21 protein-coding genes and 2 tRNA genes are annotated in these 23,736 nt (G+C 72.1%); 4 read left to right on the forward strand and 19 right to left on the reverse strand.

The annotated features are described in order from the left end of the window. The first annotated feature begins 131 nt into the window (after positions 1–131). Positions 132–686, forward strand: a complete 555-nt coding sequence (locus AC069R_RS29700; protein ID WP_478769840.1) for a DUF3761 domain-containing protein — start codon at positions 132–134, stop codon at positions 684–686. On the opposite strand, the gene AC069R_RS29705 is transcribed toward AC069R_RS29700, so the two are convergent. The 14 genes from AC069R_RS29705 to AC069R_RS29770 all read right to left on the reverse strand — a co-directional run bounded on the left by AC069R_RS29705 (position 683) and on the right by AC069R_RS29770 (position 14,435). Further along, positions 683–3,400 (reverse strand): ComEC/Rec2 family competence protein, encoded by a 2,718-nt coding sequence (locus AC069R_RS29705; RefSeq protein ID WP_478769841.1) that lies wholly within the window; start codon positions 3,398–3,400, stop codon positions 683–685. The genes AC069R_RS29700 and AC069R_RS29705 overlap by 4 nt on opposite strands. After that, complete coding sequence (locus AC069R_RS29710) at positions 3,397–4,338, reverse strand: ComEA family DNA-binding protein (RefSeq protein WP_478769842.1); 942 nt, start codon at positions 4,336–4,338, stop codon at positions 3,397–3,399. Before AC069R_RS29710 ends, AC069R_RS29705 begins: the two co-directional genes overlap by 4 nt. 262 nt (positions 4,339–4,600) lie before the next feature. Beyond that, positions 4,601–5,446, reverse strand: coding sequence for a DegV family protein (locus AC069R_RS29715; protein ID WP_478769843.1), 846 nt, complete (start codon positions 5,444–5,446; stop codon positions 4,601–4,603). A gap of 103 nt (positions 5,447–5,549) precedes the next feature. After that, positions 5,550–6,206, reverse strand: coding sequence for a hypothetical protein (locus tag AC069R_RS29720; protein WP_478769844.1), 657 nt, complete (start codon positions 6,204–6,206; stop codon positions 5,550–5,552). 128 nt (positions 6,207–6,334) lie between these two features. Next, positions 6,335–9,208 (reverse strand): leucine--tRNA ligase, encoded by a 2,874-nt coding sequence (gene leuS, locus AC069R_RS29725; protein WP_478769845.1) that lies wholly within the window; start codon positions 9,206–9,208, stop codon positions 6,335–6,337. A gap of 249 nt (positions 9,209–9,457) precedes the next feature. Next, positions 9,458–9,530 (reverse strand) — tRNA-Ala (locus AC069R_RS29730). A gap of 125 nt (positions 9,531–9,655) precedes the next feature. Next, positions 9,656–9,889 (reverse strand): hypothetical protein, encoded by a 234-nt coding sequence (locus tag AC069R_RS29735; protein WP_037655034.1) that lies wholly within the window; start codon positions 9,887–9,889, stop codon positions 9,656–9,658. A 134-nt stretch (positions 9,890–10,023) separates the two neighbouring features. Continuing rightward, positions 10,024–10,096: transfer RNA gene (locus tag AC069R_RS29740), tRNA-Ala, on the reverse strand. A 96-nt stretch (positions 10,097–10,192) separates the two neighbouring features. After that, positions 10,193–10,861 (reverse strand): histidine phosphatase family protein, encoded by a 669-nt coding sequence (locus AC069R_RS29745; protein WP_397985988.1) that lies wholly within the window; start codon positions 10,859–10,861, stop codon positions 10,193–10,195. Further along, positions 10,861–11,304, reverse strand: a complete 444-nt coding sequence (gene rsfS, locus AC069R_RS29750; protein WP_397985987.1) for a ribosome silencing factor — start codon at positions 11,302–11,304, stop codon at positions 10,861–10,863. Before rsfS ends, AC069R_RS29745 begins: the two co-directional genes overlap by 1 nt. A 120-nt stretch (positions 11,305–11,424) precedes the next feature. Beyond that, on the reverse strand, positions 11,425–13,209 hold the full coding sequence (locus AC069R_RS29755) for an LCP family protein (RefSeq protein ID WP_478769846.1): 1,785 nt from the start codon (positions 13,207–13,209) through the stop codon (positions 11,425–11,427). Between the two features lie 16 nt (positions 13,210–13,225). Further along, positions 13,226–13,927 carry a nicotinate-nucleotide adenylyltransferase gene (gene nadD, locus AC069R_RS29760; protein ID WP_478769847.1) on the reverse strand — a complete coding sequence of 234 codons (702 nt, stop codon included), beginning with the start codon at positions 13,925–13,927 and terminating at the stop codon, positions 13,226–13,228. A gap of 56 nt (positions 13,928–13,983) precedes the next feature. Further along, the gene (locus AC069R_RS29765) at positions 13,984–14,139 is read right to left on the reverse strand and encodes a hypothetical protein (RefSeq protein WP_366669998.1); all 156 of its coding nucleotides are present in this window, start codon (positions 14,137–14,139) and stop codon (positions 13,984–13,986) included. A 131-nt stretch (positions 14,140–14,270) separates the two neighbouring features. Continuing rightward, positions 14,271–14,435 (reverse strand): hypothetical protein, encoded by a 165-nt coding sequence (locus AC069R_RS29770; protein WP_397985984.1) that lies wholly within the window; start codon positions 14,433–14,435, stop codon positions 14,271–14,273. Positions 14,436–14,534: 99 nt separating this feature from the next. On the opposite strand from AC069R_RS29770, the gene AC069R_RS29775 reads away from it, so the two are divergent. Then, positions 14,535–15,614 carry a M48 family metallopeptidase gene (locus AC069R_RS29775; protein WP_478769848.1) on the forward strand — a complete coding sequence of 360 codons (1,080 nt, stop codon included), beginning with the start codon at positions 14,535–14,537 and terminating at the stop codon, positions 15,612–15,614. Between the two features lie 6 nt (positions 15,615–15,620). Here AC069R_RS29775 and AC069R_RS29780 read toward each other — a convergent pair whose 3' ends face one another. The 5 genes from AC069R_RS29780 to proB all read right to left on the reverse strand — a co-directional run bounded on the left by AC069R_RS29780 (position 15,621) and on the right by proB (position 20,440). Next, on the reverse strand, positions 15,621–16,685 hold the full coding sequence (locus tag AC069R_RS29780) for an SCO2583 family membrane protein (protein ID WP_478769849.1): 1,065 nt from the start codon (positions 16,683–16,685) through the stop codon (positions 15,621–15,623). Between the two features lie 80 nt (positions 16,686–16,765). Next, positions 16,766–17,311 (reverse strand): SCO2584 family spore wall biosynthesis protein, encoded by a 546-nt coding sequence (locus tag AC069R_RS29785; protein WP_478769850.1) that lies wholly within the window; start codon positions 17,309–17,311, stop codon positions 16,766–16,768. 84 nt (positions 17,312–17,395) lie between these two features. Then, positions 17,396–18,682, reverse strand: a complete 1,287-nt coding sequence (locus AC069R_RS29790) for a glutamate-5-semialdehyde dehydrogenase (RefSeq protein ID WP_478769851.1) — start codon at positions 18,680–18,682, stop codon at positions 17,396–17,398. Between the two features lie 93 nt (positions 18,683–18,775). Beyond that, on the reverse strand, positions 18,776–19,201 hold the full coding sequence (locus AC069R_RS29795) for a hypothetical protein (RefSeq protein ID WP_397985979.1): 426 nt from the start codon (positions 19,199–19,201) through the stop codon (positions 18,776–18,778). A gap of 132 nt (positions 19,202–19,333) precedes the next feature. After that, positions 19,334–20,440, reverse strand: a complete 1,107-nt coding sequence (gene proB / locus AC069R_RS29800; protein WP_478769855.1) for a glutamate 5-kinase — start codon at positions 20,438–20,440, stop codon at positions 19,334–19,336. Between the two features lie 772 nt (positions 20,441–21,212). Here proB and AC069R_RS29805 point away from each other — a divergent pair. Both AC069R_RS29805 and AC069R_RS29810 read left to right on the forward strand, forming a co-directional pair. Continuing rightward, a complete protein-coding gene (locus AC069R_RS29805; protein WP_478769852.1) occupies positions 21,213–23,516 on the forward strand; it encodes a bifunctional glycosyltransferase/CDP-glycerol:glycerophosphate glycerophosphotransferase in 2,304 nt (767 codons plus the stop codon). Between the two features lie 65 nt (positions 23,517–23,581). After that, positions 23,582–23,736: sugar phosphate nucleotidyltransferase (locus AC069R_RS29810; protein ID WP_478769856.1), on the forward strand; the 155-nt coding region annotated here is incomplete at its 3' end.

Raw genomic sequence — 23,736 nt, forward strand, 5'->3', positions numbered from 1 at the left:
CATTTGATCGCCCCATGCCCGTTTCGCATCACCCTCGCGGTGTCACGAACAAGAGACTTCCGCACCAAAACTTCACATGAACATCACATCCGGAGTTACGGTCATCCCTCCGACGCACCTTGGGGGGACCCATGAGCAACCCGTACCAGCCGTACGCCATGCCACCGCAGCCACCGCGGCCACCACAGCCACCCCTCCGCACGGCTCCCAAGTGGGCCCGCAAGCGCTACGTGCTGCCCGCCATCGGACTCGCCTTCTGCATCGGCATCGGAGCGGGTGCGAGCGGCCAGGACAGCGGGACCGACGCCAAGCCGACGGCCGCCAAGGTGCAGCCGACCGCCACGGTCACGGCGACCGCCACCGCCACGGAGACGGCGACACCCGAGCCCGCGCCGACGGTCACGGCGACGAAGACCGTCAAGGTGAAGGTGACCGTCACCGCACACCCCCCGGCCGCCGGTTCCGGCAGCAGCGGAGGCTCGTCGGGCGACTCCTCCGGCGGTTCGTCGGGCGGCTCCTCCGGCGGCTCGTCGAGCGGCGGCGACTCCGGCTCCAGTTCCTCGGGAGGCTCTACCAGCGCCGGCAACGGCGCCACCGCCCTGTGCAACGACGGCACCTACTCCTACGCCGCCCACCACCAGGGCGCCTGCTCGCACCACGGTGGCGTGGCCGTCTTCTACCGCTAGCCGGACGGGCCGTCCCGCGACACCCTCACCTCCCTGCCCGCGCCTTCGGCCCCGCCCACCGCGACCGCCCCGTCCCTGTCGGTCCGCAGCACCAGCGCACCGCCGGCCCCCAGCGCGGCCACCGTCGACGGGGCCGGATGCCCGTAAGGGTTCCCGGTGCCGCACGAGATGAGCGCCACGCGGGGAGCCACGAGCCGTATCAACTCCGGGTCCTGGTACGCCGATCCGTGATGGGCCACCTTCAGTACGTCCACCCCGGCCAGCCCCGCCGCCTCCGGAGACCGCAACAGGGCCTGCTGGTCCGGGGGTTCGAGGTCCCCGAGCAGCAGCAACCGCAGCCCGCCCGTGCGCACCAGCAGGGCCACGCTGGCGTCGTTCGGACCGTCGAACTCGGGGGCGGCGACCGGGCCGGGTCCGCTGAACGGACCGCTACCCACCGGCGGGCCGGTACCCGTCGGCGGACCGGTGCCCGCCGGTGGCCACAGCACCCGCCAGGACAGCGGGCCGGTGCGCCGTTCCTCGCCCGCGACGGCACGGGTGACCGGGATGTGCCGCCCGGCCGCCTCCTTCCTGACGAACTCCGCCTCCTGTCCCGGCTCCTCGAACCCCGTCGTCTCGATCGCCGCCACCTCCCGCCCCCGCAACACCCCGGTCAGCCCCGCCACATGGTCGGCGTGGAAATGGGTCAGCACGAGGAGGGGCACGCGGGTGATGCCCAGCTGCCGGAGACAGCGGTCCACCGCCGCCGGATCGGGCCCGGCGTCCACGACCACCCCGGCTGCGGCGCCCGCCGCCAGCACGGTCGCGTCGCCCTGTCCGACATCGCACATCGCGTACCGCCAGCCCGGTGGCGGCCAGCCCGTCACCGCGCGGGTCAGCGGCGCGGGGCGCACCACCGCCAGCAGGAGCAGCGCCCCGAACAGCCCGCACCACCACGGGTGCCGCACCAGCCGCCGCCCGGCCAGGACGACGGCCACCGTGACCGCCGCGAGCAGCAGCGCCCCCGGCCAGCCGCCCGGCCAGTCCACTCCCGCGCCGGGCAGTGCGGCCCCGGCCCTCGCGACCCCGGCGATCCACCGGGCCGGCCAACTCGCGCCCCAGGCGAGCACCTTGGCCAGCGGCATCGCCACCGGTGCGGTCGCCAGCGCGGCGAACCCCAGCACCGTCGCGGGCGCCACCGCCGCCTCGGCCAGCAGATTGCAGGGCACCGCCACCAGGCTCACCCGTGCCGACAGCACCGCCACGACCGGCGCGCACACCGCCTGCGCCGCGGCGGCCGCGCCCAGCGCCTCGGCGAGCCTCGGCGGCACCCCGCGCCGCCGCAGCCCCTCGCTCCAGCCCGGAGCCAGTACCAGCAGGGCGCCGGTGGCCAGCACGGAGAGCAGGAAGCCGTAGCCGCGGGCCAGCCACGGGTCGTACAGCACCAGCAGCAGTACGGCCGTGGCCAGGGCCGGGACCAGGGATCTGCGGCGGCCCGTGGCGAGGGCGAGCAGCGCGATCGCTCCGCAGGCGGCTGCCCGCAGCACGCTGGGATCGGGCCGGCACACGATCACGAAGACCAGCGTGAGCGCCCCCGCGAGCAGGGCGGTCGCCCGGAGGGAGAGCCCCAGGCGCGGGGCCAGGCCCCGGCGCTCGGTCAGCTGGGCCAGCCCTGGCGGGCCGATGAGCAGGGCGAGCAGCACGGTGAGATTGCTGCCGGAGACCGCGAGGGTGTGGGTCAGATCGGTCGCCTTGAAGGCGTCGTCCAGCTCGGGCGTGATCCGGGAGGTGTCCCCGACGACCAGGCCGGGCAGCAACGCCCGTGCGTCTGCGGGCAGTCCATCGGTCGCCGCCCGCAGGCCGTCCCTCAGCCGGCCGGCCCACCGCTGTGCCCCGCTCGGCCCCGCGACGATCCTCGCTCCGGGCAGCCCCCGCACCCTGAGCACGGCCGCCGTCCGGTCACCCCCGGCAAGGGCGGGTGCCAGCCGCCCGGCCAGCCGCAACCGCGTGGACGGCAGCAGCCGAAGCCAGGCGGCTTGTCCGGCGCGTGTCCGGGAGCCCGCGACCGACGCCGCCACCCCGTCCGCCGGCACCCCGGCACGCTCGGCCGCCGTTGCCGGCCCGTCTCCGGCCGCCGGGCGCCCCCGGCCCGGCAGCCCGGAGCCGCCCGGAGTCCCCTGCGCCGGTCCAGCCCCCTCGGGCCCCGCGACATCCCCGTCGACCACCACCAGCACCGGCGCCCGAGTCCGCGTACTCCTCCCGTCGCTCTCCTCGACCTCTCTCACCTCCGCCCGGATCAGCACCGCCACCGGAGCCGTGTGGTCCCCCCGCACACGGGGTCTGCTCAGCCAGGGGTCGCCGGTCAGCTCGATGTCGGCGGTGACGGTGGCGGAGCGGCGGGCCAGTCCGGGGACGGGACCGCGTCGTACGTCCGCGCCGTGCAGCCCGGACGACGTGGCCGACGCGGCGACGCACAGCAGCACCGCGGCGAGCGAGGAGCGGGCCCAGGCCGGTTGCCTGCCCGGCAGCCGCGGGGCCGCCCGGCTCGCGCTCAGCAGGACCATCCCGCCGAGCAGGGAGACGGCCGCGATCCACACGGTCCAGCCCGTCGGCGCGTCCAGGGTCAGCGCCGCCGTGGCCCAGGCCGCGAGTGCGGGCGGGACCATCCGCAGGTCCATGGGGCCCGGCTCGGGCACGGGCTCGGGGCCGGTGTCATGGGCGGACATGGCGCTCATGGCCGTACCAGGTCGCGGAGGTCGGTGAAGCGGCGGTCGCCGATGCCGTTGACCTGGCGGAGTTCGTCCACCGAGCGGAATCCGCCGTGCCGGGTGCGGTAGTCGAGGATGTGCCGGGCCAACACCGGGCCGACGCCCGGCAGTGTGTCGAGCTGGTCCTCGGTGGCCGTGTTGAGGGAGACCGGTGCGGCTGGGCCGGACGGCGCCGCGGTGCCGGCGGGGGCGACGGCGGCCGGCTCGCCGACGAGCACCTGCTCGCCGTCGACCAGGAAGCGGGCCCGGTTGAGACCGTCGGTGTCCACGCCCGGCCGGACCCCGCCCGCCGCCCGCAACGCGTCGGCCACGCGGGAACCCGCGGGAAGGCGATGGATCCCCGGAGCGCGGACCTTGCCGCCGACGTCCACTACGATCTCCCCGCCCGAAGGCGCGGCGCCGGCCCGGTCCGCGCCGGGCGTCTTCGCGTACGTCGGCTGCGCACGCACCACTTGGGGCGCGCTGACCGCCTCGGGCCGGCCCGACCAGAAGTGCTGCACGGCGAACAGCGCGGCCACCACCAGCAGCACCGCGAGCGCCACGGTCCCGCGCCGCTCCACACCGCACCGCGACTGCAACCACACCGGCAGCCGCTCCCGCAGCGCCGTCCCGGCCCGCTCCCGCCAGTCCGACGGCACCGGAGCGATGGCATCGGGAGGCTCCGGCGGCGGCACCGCTCCGGGGGCGTCCGTGTCCGGCGGGGCCTTCCCCGACTCCCGCCGCTGCACGGCCTGTTCGCCGAAGAGGAGTTCCGCCCGGTGCCGCAGATCCTCCGCGGGTGCGTGCGCGCGGTGACGGATACGCCGGTGCTCGCTCGCGCGATGCCGCACGCGGACGTCGGAGGCGGGGCCGCGGCCGGGGCCGCTGGTCGGGGTGACGGTGCGAGGACGTGATCGAAGTGCCATGCGACGAGGATCGGGCATCCCGGCACTTCACGATGATCTTGGTCAAATTCCGGGGAAACCAGGCGGGTTGTGGATAACTCCGCCACTCGTGTGGGTGACCTTCCCCGAGGCCCCGGCCCAATCGCTACCCCGACCGCTCCGAGGCGACACCCTCACCGCGGACGAGCACCACGGACGAGCACCCCTCACCGCAGGACGGGCGCTGATCCACCGGACGGGCGCCCCGCACCGCGCAGACCGTTCGCGAGCGCGGCGACCGTTCTCACCGCGGCGACACCACCGCCCCCAGCAGCCCCGGCCCGGTGTGCGCCCCGATCACCGCTCCCACCTCGCTGACGTGCAACTCCCCCAGTCCCGGCACCCGTTCGCGCAGTCGGTCGGCGAGCGCGGCGGCGCGTTCGGGGGCGGCCAGGTGGTGGACGGCGATGTCGACCTCCGCGTCCCCGGCCCGCTCGGCGGCGAGTTCCTCCAGGCGGGCGATCGCCTTCGAGGCCGTACGGACCTTCTCCAGCAGTCCGATACGGCCGCCATCCAGCCGGAGCAGGGGTTTGACCGCGAGCGCGGAGCCGAGCAGGGCCTGGGCGGCGCCGATGCGGCCGCCGCGGCGCAGATAGTCGAGGGTGTCGACGTAGAAGTAAGCGGAGGTGCCGGCGGCCCGTTTCTCGGCGGCGGTGACGGCCTCGTCCACGGTGCCGCCCGCCTCCGCCGTCCCGGCCGCGGCGAGGGCGCAGAAGCCGAGGGCCATCGCGACCATCCCGGTGTCCACCACCCGCACGGGCACCGGTGCCTCGCGGGCCGCGAGGACGGCCGCGTCGTAGGTGCCGGACAGTTCTCCGGACAGGTGCAGGGAGACGATGCCGCGCGCACCGGACTCGGCGACCCTGCGGTAGGTCTCGGCGAACACCCGGGGGCTGGGGCGCGAGGTGGTGACGGGGCGCCGCTTGGTCAGGGCCTGGGCGAGGGCGCGGGTGGAGATCTCGGTGCCCTCTTCGAGCGCCTGGTCGCCGAGGACGACGGTCAGCGGGACCGCGGTGATGCCGTGCCGCTCCATCGTCCGGTGCGGCAAGTAGGCCGTGGAATCGGTGACGATGGCGACATGGCGGGACATGAGCTGGAGGTTACCTGCCGGGACGCGCGCGCGGCAGCCCGGCCCCTGACGTGTGCCCGGCGGCGGCCCCCTCACGCCCGGAACCTGGGCGATCCGGTGAAGGTCAGGTGGTGCTCTCGGGGCGGGGGGCCTTCTGCCAGGGGTAGGACGGGCGCGGGGTGGGCGGGGTGAGGGAGTGAGGCGCGGGCTCCGGGGCCGGCTCCTCGGTGGTGCCGGGCCGGGTCCAGTGGCGCAGGGCGTCGGCCTCTATGTCGATCTGGGCGCTCAGGGTGCCGAGATCGTCGTCGGCGAAGCGGCGGGCGCGGTCGCGGACGGCCCAGCGCAGGGCGTCGGCGGACTGGGTGATGCGCTCGGTGCGGGCGCGCAGGCCGGGCAGCCGGGACGCGAGCGTGGCGCGGTCGGGCTCGGCCCCCAGGCGCTTGAGGTCGGCGTCCAGCTCGTGTCCATGCGCGCTGAGGCGCTCGAACAGGGCCAGGGACTCCTTCAGCGACTCGTCCTCGGCCGCGCCCGCGTGCAGTGCGTCCTGGGTGGCGCGCATGGAGGTGCGCAGGGTCAGGCGCAGCTGGGCCAGCTCGGCGGCGGGACCGACCTGGGCGAAGGACTTGGCGCGCAGCGTGTGGTCCTCGACGGTGCGCCGGGCCTGGACGATGGTGCGGTCCACGCCGCGCTTGGCGGCGCCCACCACCTTGACCGTGGCGTAGGCGCCCAGGGCGACGAAGGCCAGGAAGAACAGGGCGATGACGATGATCACTGCTTCCACGACGCTCCTCCTCGGGCCGGTGCGCCACGCGTCGCGGCACTCCTCAACGGTAAACGCAGCGGGCAGGCCCGAGGTTCCAGAAAAACCCCGAACCTGCCCGTAGGGGAGTACCCCGAGAGGCGCCGTGATTACGCCGAGACGATGTTCACCAGCTTCGGCGCGCGCACGATCACCTTGCGGATGCTCGCGCCGTCCAGCGCCGCGACGACCTTCTCGTCGGCCAGCGCCACCTTCTCCAGCTCCTCCTCGGAGATGCCCGGCGGCACCTCCAGGCGGGCCTTGACCTTGCCCTTGATCTGGACGACGCAGGTCACCGTCTCGTCCACCACGTAGGCGGGGTCGGCGACCGGGAAGTCCTGGTGGACGACCGAGTCGGTGTGGCCCAGGCGGCGCCACAGCTCCTCGGCGACGTGCGGGGCCAGCGGGGCGATCATCAGCACCAGCGGCTCGGCGACCGTACGCGGCAGGGCGGCGCCGGCCTTGGTCAGGTGGTTGTTCAGCTCGGTGACCTTGGCGATGGCGGTGTTGAAGCGCAGGCCCTCCAGGTCCTGGCGCACCCCGTCGATCGCCTTGTGCAGGGCGCGCAGCGTGTCCTCGTCGGGCGCCGCGTCGACCACGGTGACCTCGCCGGTGTTCTCGTCCACGATGTTGCGCCACAGCCGCTGCAGCAGCCGGAACTGGCCGACGACCGCGCGCGTGTCCCAGGGGCGGGAGACGTCCAGCGGGCCCATGGCCATCTCGTACAGGCGCAGGGTGTCGGCGCCGTACTCGGCGGCGATCTCGTCCGGGGTCACCGCGTTCTTCAGGGACTTGCCCATCTTGCCCAGCAGGCGGCTGACCTTCTCGCCCTGGTAGTAGTACGCGCCGTCGCGCTCCTCCACCTCGGCGGCCGGCACGGCGATGCCGCGGCTGTCGCGGTAGACGTAGGCCTGGATCATGCCCTGGTTGAACAGCTTGTGGAACGGCTCCGCGGAGGAGACGTGCCCCAGGTCGAACAGCACCTTGGACCAGAAGCGGGCGTACAGCAGGTGCAGCACGGCGTGCTCGGCGCCGCCCACGTACAGGTCGACACCGCCGTGCGGGCGGCCCTCGGCCGGGCCCATCCAGTAGCGCTCGATCTCCGGGTCGACCATCTTCCGGTCGTTGTGCGGGTCCAGGTAGCGGAACTCGTACCAGCAGGAACCGGCCCAGTTGGGCATGGTGTTGGTCTCGCGGCGGTACTTCTTCGGCCCGTCGCCCAGGTCCAGGGTGACGTTGACCCACTCCTCGTTGCGCGACAGGGGGGTCTCGGGCTGGGTGTTCGCGTCGTCCGGGTCGAAGGTGCGCGGGCTGTAGTCCTCGACCTCGGGCAGCTCCAGCGGCAGCATCGACTCGGGCAGCGGGTGGGCGATGCCGTCCTCGTCGTAGACGATCGGGAAGGGCTCGCCCCAGTAGCGCTGGCGGCTGAACAGCCAGTCGCGCAGCCGGAAGTTGACGGTGCCCCGGCCGATGCCCTTGCGCTCCAGCCACTCGGTGATGCGCGCCTTGGCCTCGGTGACGCCCAGGCCGTCCAGGGTGACGCCCTCGCCGGCCGAGTTGACGATCTTCGCGTCGTACGAGGAGAACGCGTCGTCCCAGTCGGCGGTGTCGGTGCCCCGGCCGTCGGTCGGCTCGACCACGCAGCGCACCGGCAGCTCGAAGGCGCGCGCGAAGGCGAAGTCACGGCTGTCGTGCGCCGGGACGGCCATGATCGCGCCGGTGCCGTAGCCCATCAGCACGTAGTCGGCGATGAAGACGGGGATCTGCTCGCCGTTGACCGGGTTGGTGGCGTACACGCCGGTGAAGACGCCGGTCTTGTCCTTGGCCTCGGCCTGGCGCTCGACGTCGGACTTGGCGGCGGCCTGCGCGCGGTAGGCGGCGACGGCCTCGGCGGGGGTGGCGTGGCCGCCGGTCCACGCCTGGTGGGTGCCCTCGGGCCAGGCCGCGGGGGTGAACTTGTCGACCAGGGGGTGCTCGGGCGCCAGCACCATGTAGGTCGCGCCGAACAGGGTGTCCGGGCGGGTGGTGAAGACCGTGATCCGCTCGCCGTCCACGGGGAAGTCGACGCGCGCGCCCTCGCTGCGGCCGATCCAGTTGCGCTGCTGGAGCTTGATGGCCTCGGGCCAGTCCAGCTCCTCCAGGTCCTCCAGCAGGCGGTCCGCGTAGGCGGTGATGCGCATGTTCCACTGGCGCAGCTTGGCCTTGAAGACCGGGAAGTTGCCGCGCTCGGAGCGGCCGTCGGCGGTGACCTCCTCGTTGGCCAGCACGGTGCCCAGGCCGGGGCACCAGTTGACCGGCGCGTCGGAGGCGTAGGCCAGGCGGTACTCGCCCAGGACGTCGGCGCGCTCGGCGGCGCTCAGCTCGTTCCAGCCGCGCGTGGTGCCCGGAATCGCGCGCTCACCGGTCTCGAACTGGGCGATCAGCTCGGCGATGGGACGGGCCTTGCGGGCCTCGTCGTCGTACCAGGAGTTGAAGATCTGCAGGAAGATCCACTGGGTCCACTTGTAGTACTCGGGGTCGATCGTGGCGAAGGACCGGCGCTTGTCGTGGCCCAGGCCCAGCCGGCGCAGCTGGGCCTTCATGTTCTCCATGTTGGCCTCGGTGGACACGCGCGGGTGCGTGCCGGTCTGCACCGCGTACTGCTCGGCGGGCAGGCCGAAGGCGTCGAAGCCCAGGGTGTGCAGCACGTTGTGGCCGGTCATGCGCTGGAACCGGGCGTAGACGTCGGTGGCGATGTAGCCCAGCGGGTGGCCGACGTGCAGGCCCGCACCGGAGGGGTACGGGAACATGTCCATGATGAACTTCTTGGGCTTGGCGGCGTCCTCGCCCGCCAGGTCGCCCTGGGGGTTGGCGGCGGCATACGTGCCGTCGGCGTCCCAGAAGTCCTGCCAGCGTGCCTCGATCTCGGCGGCCATGGCGGCCGTGTAGCGGTACGGGGCGGCTTCCGCGCCTGTCGCGGCGGCAGCGGGATTCGTCTCGCTCATGATCCTCAAAGCTCCATCGATCGTCTCTGCCTGCAGAAATGAAAAATCCCCTCACGCAGGAGGGGACGCCGCGCCGATGCCGACCTCACAGAAACACCGGGGTCGGGACTGATCAGCGCGGCCCGCTAAGCAGAAGGCGTACGGCACGCATGGCGCCTAGGGTACCGCAGGCACCGATCGGACGGGGACACAGGGTACGAATAGGCCGAGAGCGGACCATCCTTCCGGATGATCCGCTCTCGACTTCTGTGGAGCTAAGGAGAATTGAACTCCTGACCTCCTGCATGCCATGCAGGCGCTCTACCAACTGAGCTATAGCCCCTTGTTTTGTTTCTCCGCCCGGTTCCCCCGGCGACGTCGTAAACATTACAGGCACTGGGCCGGAGCGCCAAATCGGTTTCCCCTGCGCCCACTTGGTCACGAATGTCCGTTTTTACGATGATCAACTCAGGCGGCGACGAAGGAGTAGAACCTCTTGAGGGTGCAGTGCTCCTCCAGGAGGCGCCCGTAGATCGGCTCGCCCTCCAGCTCCCGGTACGTCTCGATGGGGTCGCCTTTTATGATCAGCGCCCGCGCGCATTCCTCGCACCAGTACTGGTAGTCGGCGTTGACCGGCTCCATGTCGCGCACGATGGGCGTACCGCTGCCGCACCAGTCGCACTTCCGCCTGTGTGCACCCATCGATCAGCTCCCGTCGGACCGCGCCCCCTTCCGGCCGTCCGATTCTGCCATGAGGGGACCGACACGGTCAGCGACGCTTCAGTAGCACAAACAGAAGATCCCGCCCCCTTGACGGGGACGGGATCTTCCTCCTGTGGAGCTAAGGAGAATTGAACTCCTGACCTCCTGCATGCCATGCAGGCGCTCTACCAACTGAGCTATAGCCCCTTGCTGTGTTCTTCCCGCTCGGCGGGGCGAACAAGAAGAACTTTAGCCTGTGACCTGCCGGAAAGTGAAATCCGGGGTGTGGGGCGCCGTCGCCGGTCAGTCGTCGTCGCCGAGGACCGGCTCGGGCAGGGTCCCCGCGTTGTGCTCCAGCAGGCGCCAGCCGCGCGCGCCCTCGCCCAGCACGGACCAGCAGCAGTTGGAGAGGCCGCCGAGGCTCTCCCAGTGCGGGGCCTGGAGGCCGAGCAGTCGGCCGATGGTGGTGCGGATGGTGCCGCCGTGGCTGACGACCACCAGGGTGCCGTCCGCCGGCAGCTTCTCCACATGCCGCAGGACGACGGGCGCGGCCCGGTCGGCGACCTCGGTCTCCAGTTCGCCCCCACCGCGCCGGACCGCCTCGCCGCGCTTCCAGGCGGCGTACTCCTCGCCGTGGCGGGCGATGATCTCCTCGTGCGTCAGCCCCTGCCAGACGCCCGCGTAGGTCTCCCGCAGGCCCTCCTCGCGGGTGACGTCGAGGCCGGTGAGGGCGGCCAGCTCGGCGGCCGTGTCCGCGGCCCGCGCGAGGTCCGAGGAGACGATCGCGTCGGGGCGCAGGGAGGCCAGCAGCCGGGCGGCGCGGCGGGCCTGCCCGACGCCGGTCTCGGTCAGCGGCACATCGGTGCTGCCCTGGAAGCGGCGCTCCACGTTCCACGAGGTCTGGCCGTGCCGCCACAGGATGACGCGGCGGCCCCGGTCCCTGCGGTCGGTCACCTCACCTGTGGCGCTCATCACCACTCCCCGCCCGGCTCACCGCCGGCCTCGGACTCCTGGAGCTTGGCGTGCTCCTCGCCCTTGCCGCGGGTGGCCTTGGCGTCGGCGGGCAGCTCCAGCTCGGGGCAGTCCTTCCACAGCCGCTCCAGGGCGTAGAAGACGCGCTCCTCGCTGTGCTGGACGTGGACCACGATGTCGACGTAGTCGAGCAGGATCCAGCGGGCGTCGCGGTCGCCCTCGCGGCGCACCGGCTTGGCGCCGAGCTCCTTCTGGAGGCGCTCCTCGATCTCGTCCACGATGGCCTTGACCTGGCGGTCGTTCGGCGCGGAGGCGAGCAGGAAGGCGTCCGTGATCGACAGGACGTCGCTGACGTCGTAGGCGATGACGTCGTGGGCGAGCTTGTCCGCGGCCGCCTGGGCGGCGACGTTGATGAGCTCAAGGGAACGATCGGTGGCGGTCACTGCATGGCTTTCCGTCGGCGGGCACTGAACCTCAAGGGTCTCACGGACCGCCGGGGGCACCCCACGCGTTTACCGGGGGGCGCCAGGCCACGGCGACCGGGCGCCCCTGTGCGGACGTGCTCAGGAGCCGGACGGCTTGTAGTCCTTGCCGAGGACCACCGAGACATCGGCGCCCGAGGAGACCGAGCCCTTGGTGACGGAGGTCGCGGGCAGGCCGAGGGTCTTGGCGACCTCGGTGGCGTTCTGCTTGTCCGAGGCGTCCTGGTAGACGACCTTGGAGGTTGCCTGGCTGCCGCCGCTGCCGCCCTCCAGGAAGGTGAAACCGCCGTTCAGGAGCACCACGCGGGCCTGCTCGGTGTCGTCCTTGACCCCGGTGGCGTTCTGCACGGAGACCCGGACCGCGCTGCCGGCGTCGGGGCTCTTGGCGGTGCCGCCGAGGATGTCCTTGACCACACTGTCGCTGGTCCGCGCGGAGAGCGTGCCGTCGGGCTGCACCGGCAGCAGCGCCGTCTTGTAGGCGCCCTCCTTGGCGAGACCGGCGAGCTTGGCCAGGAAGGCGCCGAGGTCCTTGTCGGTGAGCGAGGGGTCGAGGATCTGCGCGAGGCTCTGCACGGTCACCGTGGCGTCCGAGGGGTCCGTCGAGATCTTGCGCAGCACGGCCTGCATGACCTGCCCGAACCGCTCCAGCTGGGCATCCTCCGACTCGCCGGGGGCCCGGTAGGTGGCATAGGCGACGGCCATCTTGCCGCTGAGGGTCTGGTCGCTGCCCTTGCTGACGAGCGGCTCGGCGCCCTTCTTCTTGGCGTCCGGGTCGGGCACGTCGGTGTTGGTGTCCATGTCGATGTTGCCGACGAGATCGACCAGGTTCTGGAGGTAGGGCGTGTCCAGCCGCCAGGTGCCCTGGATGCTGGTGCCGAGGACGGTGTCCAGCTGGTCGCGGGTACCGGAGGAGCCGTCTTCGTCCACGGACTTGGCGAGGGTCGTGGTGGAGCCGTCGTCGTCGGTCAGCGCCAGGGAGTTGGGCAGCAGGACGGTGGTGCCCCGCTTGGTGGTGGTGTTGTCGACCAGCAGCACGGTGGAGGTGCCGCCCTTGCCGGTGTTGTGCAGGTGGACGACGATCACGTCGCGCTTCTGGGCGCCGACCGCCGTGGCCGCGCCGGAGCCTGCTGCGGAGGAGGACAGGAAGGGCAGCTTCCCGGCGTACCAGAGGTAGCCGACGCCGCCGACCGCGACGAGGGCGAGCACGACGCCGAGGGCGACGAGCCGGCTGCGGGCGCGGCGGCGGGCCTCCTCGCGCCGCTCGGTGCGGTTCTCGGTGAACTTCAGCCAGTCGATGACGTCCTCGGAGTCGCCGTCCGGCTCCTCCACGAACGCGAACTGCTCGGTGCGGTAGTCCGGTTGGCCGTCCGTGCGCGCCTCGTCCCCGTCGTCGTCGCTCGCGAGTTCCGCGTAGGGGTTGTGCCGGGGCTCGTCGTAGGGGTTGTGCCGGGGCTCGTCCTGGGGTCCCGCCTGCTGGGGGATGTGCGCGGTCTGCTCGGCGAGGCGCGGCTGCTGCCCGCTGTGCGCGCTCTGCCCGTAGGGGTCGTGCCCGGAATTCCCCCCGTGTCCCGCGTGCGCCGGGGCCTGGGTCCCGTAGGGGTCGTACCCGCCGTAGCCGTCGGTGCCGGGGTAGCCGCCGTCCGCGGGGTACGGCGACGGGGCCTGCGGCTGCTGACCGGTGCCGTACGACCCGTAGGGCTGGGGGGTGCCGGTGCCGTAGGGGTCGTAGCCGTATCCCTGCTGCTGGGCATAGGGGTCGTAGGAGCCGCCCGGAGCCTGCTGCGCCGGAACCTGGCGGTAGACGGGCTGTCCGTACTCGTCGTAACCGACGATCTCGTACGGCCCCGCGTCGTATCGGTCGTTCACCGGTGCCCCTCTCGGCTCACTCGCCGCGGTACAGCTCGCGCTTGTCGATATAGCGCACGACTCCGTCCGGCACCATGTACCAGATGGGGTCGCCCTTGGCGACTCTCGCACGGCAGTCTGTGGAGGAGATGGCGAGCGCCGGGACCTCGACCAGCGAGACGCCGCCCTCGGGCAGTCCGGGGTTGCTGAGGTGGTGGCCGGGCCGGGTGACGCCGATGAAGTGCGCGAGGGAGAACAGCTCCTCGCTGTCGCGCCAGGTCAGCAGCTGGGCGAGGGCGTCGGCACCGGTGATGAAAAACAGGTCGGTGTCCGGGTTGAGGGCGCGCAGGTCGCGCAGGGTGTCCACGGTGTAGGTGGGGCCGCCGCGGTCGATGTCGATGCGGCTGACGGAGAACTGCGGGTTCTCGGCGGTGGCGATGACCGTCATGAGGTAGCGGTCCTCGGCCGGGGAGACCTGGCGGTGGGACTTCTGCCACGGCTGGCCGGTGGGTACGAACACCACCTCGTCCAGCTGGAACTGCGCGGCGACCTCGCTGGCCGCCACGAGGTGCCCGTGGTGGATCGGGTCGAAGGTGCCGCCCATGACGCCCAGGCGCCGCTTGCCTGAGCGGGCGGGGCCGTGGCCCGGCCGGTGCCGGCGGTACTGCGGCTGGTCGACCATGTCGGCGTCGGCGGCGCCATCGTGCGCCGGACCGGTAGGCATGTCCTGCTCTCCCATGCGTGCAGACCCTACCGGCCCGGTTCCCGGCGTCCGGCCGGGGCCGGTCTCCCGGCTCAGCGGTCGCGGTTGAAGCGGGTGGTGATCCACAGCAGGAGCAGCAGGATGACGAAGGCGGCGCCGCCGGTGACGGCGGGGTTCAGGCTGTCGTGGTGACCGCCCTCTTCGGCGGCGAGGGAGATCAGCGGGGCTGCGGCGCTGGTGAGCATCATCTTCGACAGGACCTATCGCGTGTGGGCGGGATAAAGACGTCGGCTCATCGTATGCGGGCCATTCCGCGGCGATCACGCCGACTCCGCCGTTGGGAAGCGGGGGCGGCGGGGCGGGGAACTCCGGCGGCCCGTCAGTCGTCCTTCTGCTTGTAGCCGCGCAGCAGGAACCAGGCGGTCAGCGCGCAGCCCACGATCATCACGACCAGCACGATGCGGAGCAGAGGGCCTCCGCCGTGCTGTTGGGCGGCGCTCGCTGCGGCCTCGGTCAGCCGGGCGGCTGCGGGGTGGTGCTCCATGGCGTGGACTCCTTCGGCTGTCTGCCCGTCCACGGTATCTCCGCCTAGGCTGAACCCCGCCTCGGGGGCCACCGCACTCACACGCACTTGGGGGAAGACATGCACGACGGCGATCGGCGAACCGGGCACGAGCGGGTGCCCAGCAGGCAGCGGACGCGCTTTCCGGGGATCTCCTCGCGGGCGTACGAGCATCCGGCCGACCGGTCCGCCCTGGTGGCGCTGCGCAAGCTCAGCGGCTTCGACCAGGTGTTCAAGGCACTGAGCGGACTGCTGCCGGAGCGGAGCCTGCGGCTGCTGTTCCTCTCCGACTCGGTGCGCGTTTCCGAACGGCAGTTCGGTCATCTGCACGACATGCTGCTGGACGCCTGCTACATCCTGGACCTGGAGAAGGTCCCGCCGATGTACGTCACCCAGGACCCGCAGCCCAACGCGATGTGCATCGGCCTGGACGAGCCGATCATCGTGATCTCCACGGGCCTGGTGGAGCTGCTGGACGAGGAGGAGATGCGGGCGGTCGTCGGCCACGAGGTCGGACACGCGCTGTCCGGGCACTCGGTGTACCGCACCGTCCTGCTGTTCCTGACGAACCTCGCGATCAAGGTCGCCTGGATCCCGCTGGGCAACCTCGCGATCATGGCGATCGTCACGGCGCTGCGGGAGTGGTTCCGCAAGTCCGAGCTGTCCGCGGACCGGGCCGGACTGCTGGTGGGCCAGGACGTACGGGCCTCGATGCGCGGCCTGATGAAGATCGCGGGCGGCAACCATCTGCACGAGATGAACGTGGACGCGTTCCTGGAGCAGGCCGAGGAGTACGACTCCGGCGGCGACCTGCGCGACTCCGTGCTGAAGATCCTGAATGTGCTGCCCCGCTCGCACCCGTTCACCACCGTGCGCGCCGCCGAGCTGAAGAAGTGGGCCGGGTCGCGGGACTACCAGCGGATCCTGGACGGCCACTACCCGCGCCGCGACGACGACAAGGAGGCCAAGGTCAGCGACTCCTTCCGGGAGTCCGCGGCGAGCTACGCGAGCGACGTCAAGGACTCCAAGGACCCGCTGATGAAGCTGGTCAGCGACCTGGCGGGCGGCGCGGGCGACCTGGGCGGCCGGGTCAAGCGCGGCTTCGACGGCTTCAAGAGCCCCCCGCCGGCCAAGGGCGGCCCGGCCACGGCGGCGGAGTAGGCGCCCTCACGTCGTGGGCTGGGCCCCCGTGGACAGCGTGCCGCACAGGGCGGCGGGGCTGTCCGTCCGGTACGGATCGGTGCCCGCGGGGGCGCCCGGCCGCGTGGTCTGGCCCGCCAGGAGGGGGCGCAGGTACGACGTGGCGTCCTCGGCGCAGGACAGCGGGCCGGCCTCGACGTAGGCCGTGGACAGCTGGACCTGGCGGGTGCGCAGGTCGTCGCGGGTGAACCGGAAGGTCAGCGCGCGGCGGACGGTGAACAGGGAGACGGGGGCGCTCGCGGTGCCGGCGGCGCGCAGGGCGTAGACGAAGGTGTGGTCCGCGCTGACCTCCAGGGTGGCCGGGTCCGCCTCGGTGATGCGCAGCGCGCCCCGGACCCGGATCCGGTCGTCGGCGAGCCGGTCGCGGGCCGGGTCGAGGCGCACCACCCAGCCGGTGGGGGCGTGCCGGCCGTCCGCCGCCGGGTGGTCGAAGCTCTGGTCGAACTGGGCGAGCTGGTCGGAGTCCACCAGCGCCCGCGCGGGAGCCGTCGTGCGGCCGGTGAGCACCTCGGGGTAGAGCGAGGAGCGGACGATGTAGTCCTTGGCCGTGGTCAGCGCCGCCATGACCTGGGTGTCGGAGAAGTGCGCGGTGCTCCGCGCGGCCGGCAGCGGCACCCCTTCGGCGCCGATGTCGAACTGCGCGGCGGGGCTGTGCGCGTACAGCGTCTCCGCGTCCGCCCCGCCGGGCACCCGGCCCTGCGGGGCGAGCGGTATGACCGTCATCCGCAGGGGCTCGACGGGCCGGGGGGCCTCGGCGGAGTCGTAGGGGTGGCGCACCCCCATGTAGACGGCGGTGCCGAAGGCCACGGCGATCAGCAGCACCAGGATCATCGCCTGGCGGACGAGCCCCCGGTGCGGCGGGCGGCGGCGCACGGCGGGCGCGTGGTCGGCCATCCGCTCCTCGGCCGAGTACTCCTGGAGGCGGGCAGCGCGCACGAACGACTCGTCGAAGACGACGGATCGGTATTCGTCCTCCGCACCTCCGGGGCCGCCCTCGGGTGTCCCCTCCGGTGGGTCTGAAGGCCCGCCCATACTTTCAGAGTGGGTTTCCGGGGCGCCGGGTAAACGCCCCGCCCGACCACAACTTCTGACAAGTCCTCACCCCGGACCGCTCAGGGCAGGTGGGGCACCGCCGACACCGCGGGGCGGACGGGCGCCGCCGACGGGGCCTGGTTCTGGCCGGTCGTGCTGGACGGCGGCTGGTCGCGGGTGCCCGAGGAGGCGCCCCGGTACACCGCGGCGAAGGCGAGGGCGACCATGCCGATGCCCAGCACCGCGGCGAGCACCCAGGCCACCGGCCGGTGCCAGCGGGCCTGCTTGCCGTGGCCGTCGAAGGGGCCCCCACCGAGGGCGTAGCCGTCGTCCAGGTCATCGAGGTCGTCGTCGTCCGGGTCCTCGCCGAGGTCGGCGCCGCCGTACCCGTCGTCGTACCGCTCGCGGCGGGCGCGGGCGCGGCGGGCCGCCTCGGATGCCTCCGCTCTGGCCTCCGCGGCGGCGAGGAGGCGTTCGACGGCGGTCGGCTCGTGGACCGTGGCCGCCCTCACGAAGTCCTCGTCGAAGACCACGGAGGCGAACTCTTCGTCCGACACCCCGCGGTCGTGGTCGTCGTCGGGCTCCCAGCCGTCAGGGAACGGCGTGCCCCCCACGTCCTCCGGCACGCATCCAGAGTAGACCCGGGGGATCAATTTGGGCAGACGGTATGGAAATTCATCCACCTGTCGAGACGCCCGGCACCGCCGGAGTCAGCGGCGGACGTGCCCGTCGCCGGTGACGATGTACTTGGTGCTGGTCAGCTCCGGCAGGCCCATCGGGCCACGGGCGTGCAGTTTCTGGGTGGAGATGCCGATCTCCGCGCCGAAGCCGAACTGTCCGCCGTCGGTGAACCGGGTGGAGGCGTTCACGGCGACCGTGGTCGAGTCGACCAGCTGGGTGAACCGGCGGGCGGCCTGCTGCGAGGTGGTGACGATCGCCTCGGTGTGCCCGGAGGTCCACAGCCGGATGTGCTCGACGGCCTTGTCGAGGGAGTCCACGACGGCGGCGGCGATGTCGTACGACAGGTACTCGGTCTCCCAGTCCTCCGGGGTCGCCTCGACCACGGTGGCCCTGGAGCCCTTGGCGTGGGCCATGACCCGCTCGTCGGCGTGCACGGTGACGCCGGCCTCGGCGAGGGCGTCCAGGGCGCGCGGCAGGAACTCGGCGGCGATGTCCTGGTGGACCAGCAGCGTCTCGGCCGCGTTGCACACGCTGACCCGCTGGGCCTTGGAGTTGACGAGGATGTCGATCGCCATGTCGATGTCGGCCTGCGCGTCGACGTAGACGTGGCAGTTGCCGGTGCCGGTCTCGATGACGGGGACGGTGGACTCGTTGACCACGGTCCGGATCAGGGAGGCGCCGCCGCGCGGGATGAGGACGTCGACCAGGCCGCGGGCGCGCATCAGCTCGCGCACGGACTCGCGGCCCTCCCCCGGCACCAGCTGTACGGCGTCGGCGGGCAGCCCGGCGCCGCCGACCGCGTCCCGGATCACCCGGACGAGGGCGGTGTTGGAGGCATAGGCGGAGGCGGAGCCGCGCAGCAGGACGGCGTTGCCGGACTTCAGGCAGAGGGCGGCGGCGTCCACGGTGACATTGGGCCGGGCCTCGTAGACGATGCCGACGACGCCGAGCGGGACGCGGACCTGGCGCAGGTCGATGCCGTTGGGCAGGGTGGAGCCGCGGACCACCTCGCCGACCGGGTCGGGCAGCCCCGCCACGTCGCGGACGTCGGCGGCGATGGCCCGGACCCGCTCCGGGGTGAGGGTGAGCCGGTCCACGATGGCCTCGCTGGTGCCGTTCTCGCGGGCCCTGGCCACGTCCTCGGCGTTGGCCTCGATGATCTCCCCGGTGCGTACCTCCAGGGCGTCGGCGATCGCCAGCAGCGCGTCGTCCTTCGCGGCGCGCGGCAGTGGCGCGAGGTCGGCGGCGGCGGCCCTGGCCCGGTAGGCGGCCCGGTTGACCGGGGACATCGAGTCGTACGGCGAGAGCGTGGTCATGGGGGAAGGGTAGTGCGCGGCGCGCAGGGCTTCCGCGCACGTTTCACACCCCGAGACGGAAACTCCGGTAAGGGATCAGGCTCCGGTAGGGGATCAGAAGGGGTGGACCCCTACGGGGGTCGCGGGCGGCGGCCCGTACCCCTCCGCGACGCGCTGGTGGTACGTCTCGCGGTCGATGACCTCCAGGCCGACGATCTCCCACGGGGGCAGCCCGGCGCTGAGCCGGTGCTCGCCCCACAGGCGCAGGGCGACGGCGGCCGCGTCATGCAGGTCGCGGGCCTCTTCCCAGTACCGGATCTCGGCGTGGTCGCTCGCGTATCTGCTGGTCAGCAGGAAGGGGTGGTCGTGAGCCAGCTGTTCCAGGGACCGGCGCAGCTCCGTGAGGGGGACGCTCTTGCCGGCCACGCTGAGCGTGACGTGCCACAGCCGGGGCAGGTCCCTGGGTTCCGCGTAGGTGTCCCCGGCCGCGACGCTCGTCAGGGCACCTCGGGTGGTACCCCCAGGGCGCACTCGTCTCACGACGGCCTCCTTCACCCAAGTGCTCGGAAACATGTCTCGCACACAAAGTTGAGCAGGCCGTAAGGCTTCGCGGGGCGGTTTTACGGAACGTCCCCCACCGGAGGCCGTCGTGTGCGCCCCGCTGTACGAGTGTCACCCGTGCAGGAGCACCAGGTCGTCCCTGTGTACGACCTCGCGTTCGTACGCCGGGCCCAGTTCGCGCGCCAGTTCGTGGGTCGAGCGCCCGATCAGCCGGGGGATCTCCTTGGCGTCGAAGCTGACGAGCCCCCGCGCCACCGCGCGACCGGCGGCGTCCCGCAGCTCCACGGGGTCGCCCGCGCTGAACTCGCCCTCGACGGCGGCGATCCCGGCGGGCAGCAGCGACTTGCGGCCCCGGACGACCGCCTCCACGGCGCCGTCGTCCAGGGTGAGCGCGCCCTGCGGGGTGGAGGCGTGCTGGAGCCAGAGCAGCCGGTCGGCGGAGCGCTTGCCGGTGGGGTGGAAGTACGTGCCGGTGTCGCCGCCGGCGAGGGCGTCCGCCGCGTGCACGGTGGAGGTCAGCACCACCGGGATGCCGGCGGCGGCGGCGATCCGGGCGGCCTCCACCTTGGTCACCATGCCGCCGGTGCCGACGCCCGCCTTGCCCGCGCTGCCGATCTCGACGCCCGCGAGGTCCGCGGGGCCCCGGACCTCCGCTATCCGGGAGGTGCCGGGCCTGCTGGGGTCCCCGTCGTAGACGCCGTCGACGTCGGAGAGGAGGACGAGCAGGTCGGCGTGGACGAGGTGGGCGACGAGGGCGGCGAGCCGGTCGTTGTCGCCGAAGCGGATCTCGTCGGTGGCGACGGTGTCGTTCTCGTTGACGACCGGCAGGGCGCCCATCGCGAGCAGCTTGTCCAGGGTGCGCGAGGCGTTGCGGTGGTGGGCGCGGCGGCTCATGTCGTCGCTGGTGAGCAGGACTTGGCCGACGCGGATGCCGTAGCGGGCGAAGGAGGCGGTGTAGCGGGCCACCAGCAGCCCCTGTCCGACACTGGCGGCGGCCTGCTGCCGGGCGAGGTCGCGGGGCCGGCGGCGCAGCCCGAGCGGCGCGAGCCCGGCGGCGATGGCTCCGGAGGAGACGAGGACGACCTCCCGGTCGCCGGTGCCCCGGCTCTTGGCCAGCACGTCCACCAGGGCGTCCACGCGGTCGGCGTCCAGGCCGCCCGCCGCGCTGGTCAGGGAGGAGGACCCCACCTTGACGACGATCCTGCGGGCCGCGCCCACGGCCTGCCTCGCGCTTGCCACCTTGCCCGCCGTCCCTTTCGCCCGTGTACCGGCCTCGTGCTGCGCAATGTACGCGACCGGGGGCCCGCGGCGCGCTCCGGTTTCGCCGTCCGGACGCCGGACCGGGGTCCGGACGGCGACGGGGAACCGCCGGGAAACGGGTTCCGCGCGGCCCTTCGCTTCAGGGGTTCGCAATTCGAGAAGGGAGGGGTGCTTTTCCCTTTCCGGCTTCTTTTCCGGCTCCCGGACGGAATTCCGCATGCCCCCGCCTCCGCCGCCGCAGTCGGCGCGTGCGGTGCCGGCCGGGCGCCGGGTACGCGCCGGGTGTGCGCGCGGTGTGCCGATCCGTGTCGAATCCACCACATCCGGCGCGAATCCATGGACCGGGGCACACACCATCCGCACCACGGGACCCGGCGACCGCGACGCGGGGCGAGTTGACCGGATCGTCCGGTTCGCTCCGCCGAAAGCGCCGTTCTCACCGTGGGCTCACCTTCTCTTACCCGGACGGGCGGCCACTCCCGCGCGCCGACGCCGTCCGGCCCCGGCGCCGGATCCGGCCACGCGGGAGCCCCTTCGCGCGCGCCCGTGAGTCACGCCACACCCGCGCCGCCGGGCCCCGCGCGGTCGTACGGTGAGACCATCCGGTAGGGCACGTTAGGGTAGGGTTAAACGCCCCTTAACCTCGCACTCCTTGTGCCTCTCGCCTCCCTCGCCGCACCGGCAGCGGGAGGCGGTTGAGAGTCTGACCGACAGTCCAGGAGCCCCAAGCATGCCCGTAGCGAATGGAAACGCTTCGCCGAAAATAAGCGTTGTCGTCCCTGTCTACAAAGTCCAGGGATATCTGCGCGCGTGCTTGGACTCCATTCTGTCCCAGTCCTTCGAGGACTTCGAGATCGTCGCCATCGACGACCACTCCCCCGACTCGTGCGGGAAGATACTCGATGAATACGCCGCCCTCGACAGCCGTGTCATACCCGTGCACTTCGAGGAGAACCGGGGCATCGGAAAGGCGCGCGACGCCGGGGCGCTGAAGTCCCGCGGCGAGTACATCCTCTTCCTGGACAGCGACGACACCCTGGCCGACGGCGCGCTCCAGGCGATCGCCGACCGCCTGGAGGTCACGGGCAACCCGGACATCCTGCTGCTCAACCACGTGCGCACGTACTGGAACAACCGGGTCCAGGCGAGCGCGGCCGGTGAACTCCTGGCGAGCGCGGGCACGGACGTCTTCACGGCCCTCGAACGGCCCGACTTCCTCACCATGTTCGCCGTCGTGTGGAACCGCGCCTACCGCCGCGAGTTCTACGTCGGCAACAACTTCACCTTCACCGACGGCATTTACGAAGACGCGCTCATGGTCTACAAGACCATGCTGACCGCGAAGCGCATCGCCGCCACCGACCACGTCTGCGTCGAGTACCGCCAGCGCCGCCAGGGCAACTCGATGCGCACGCCCGGCCGCAAGCACTTCGGCATCTTCCAGCAGTACGCCCGCCTCTTCGAGTTCCTCGACGAGCACCCGGAGACGGAGCCGGTGCGCCCCCTGCTGTTCGAGCGCGCGGCGAGCCACTACCTGTTCACGCTGGCCCGCGAGGACCGCATCGTCCCCAAGGACCGCGCGGAGTTCTTCAAGCTCGCAGCAGCCTCGTACAAGCGCTACAAGCCCAAGGGCTTCGTGCTGCCGGAGGGCTCCCAGGGCGTCCGGTTCCAGCTGCTGGAGCGCGGCTCCTACACGGCGTACGCCGCGGTGACCGCCGCCGGCAACACCCGCCGCCAGGTGATCCAGCGGGCCACCAAGGTCAAGACCAAGCTCGGCAAGACCGCCTACGACCGGCTGTACCGGCTGCACCTGCGCCGCCCGGTGGACGAGAACCTCGCGGTCTACGCGGCCTACTGGAACCGCGGTGTCGCCTGCAACCCCGCGGCCATCTACTACAAGGCCAGGGAACTCGCCCCGAACGTGCACGGCGTGTGGATCGTGCGCCGCGACATGGTGGACAAGGTCCCCGCGGGCGTCGACTACGTGGTGGCCAACTCGCCGCGTTACTGGGAGGTCATGGCCCGCGCCAAGTACCTCGTCAACAACGTCAACTTCCCGAACAACATCGTCAAGCGCCCCGAGCAGGTCTTCCTCCAGACCCATCACGGCACCCCGCTGAAGCAGATGGGCATCGACCAGCAGAAGTACCCGGCGGCGGCGAAGAACATGAGCTTCGCCAAGATGCTGGAGCGGGCCGACAAGTGGGACCTCAGCCTCACCTCCAACCAGCACTCCACGGAGAACTGGGAGCGGGTCTACCCCTGCGCGTTCGAGGCGATCGAGTTCGGCTACCCGCGCAACGACGTCTACTTCCGCACCGACGGTGACGACGTCCTGCGCATCCGCCGCGAGCTGGGCATCGAGGACGGCAAGAAGGCCATCCTGTACTGCCCGACCGTGCGCGACTACCAGAAGGGCTACGTCCCCCGCATCGACCTGGAGCGCTTCTGCTCCGAGCTCGGCCCGGACTTCGTCGTCCTGGTGCGCACCCACTACTTCTACGGTGCCGACCCCCGCCTGGAGGCCCTCCAGGAGCGCGGTCTGATCAAGGACGTGTCGACGTACCCGGTGGTGGAGGACCTCTGCCTGGCCGCCGACGCGCTGATCACGGACTACTCGTCCATCATGTTCGACTACGCGTGCCTGGACCGCCCGATCGTCACCTACGCGGACGACTGGGAGGTCTACCGCAAGGCCCGCGGTGTCTACTTCGACATCCTCTCCGGCCAGCCGGGCGAGACGCCGGGTGCCACCGCGACCGACGAGGACCAGCTGATCGAGGTCTTCCGCTCCGGTGCCTGGAACGACGCCAGGGCCGCCGAGCTGCGCGCCGCGTTCCGTGAGCGCTTCGTGCAGTTCGACGACGGAAACGCGGCCGAGCGGGTGGTGCGCCGGCTGTTCCTCGGCGAGCAGGAGCCCAACCCCGCGGTGATCCCGCTGGCCGAGCGGACGCCCGCGCCCGCGCCGGGGGCCCTCACCCAGGCCCGCATCCCGCGGCAGCCCACCGGCGAGCACGGCCTCATCGACGCCTGACCCGGCCGCGGCCGCACCCGGCCGCGCCGGCGCCCGCCGTGCAGAACGAGAGAGACGAACACCTGATGGCTTCCCGCCCCACCATCACCAAGGCGGTCATACCGGCGGCGGGTCTCGGCACCCGCTTCCTGCCGGCGACCAAGGCGACTCCCAAGGAGATGCTTCCGGTCGTCGACAAGCCCGCGATCCAGTACGTGGTCGAGGAGGCCGTGTCCGCGGG

It is taken from the genome of Streptomyces sp. NPDC043952 (genome assembly GCF_056435325.1).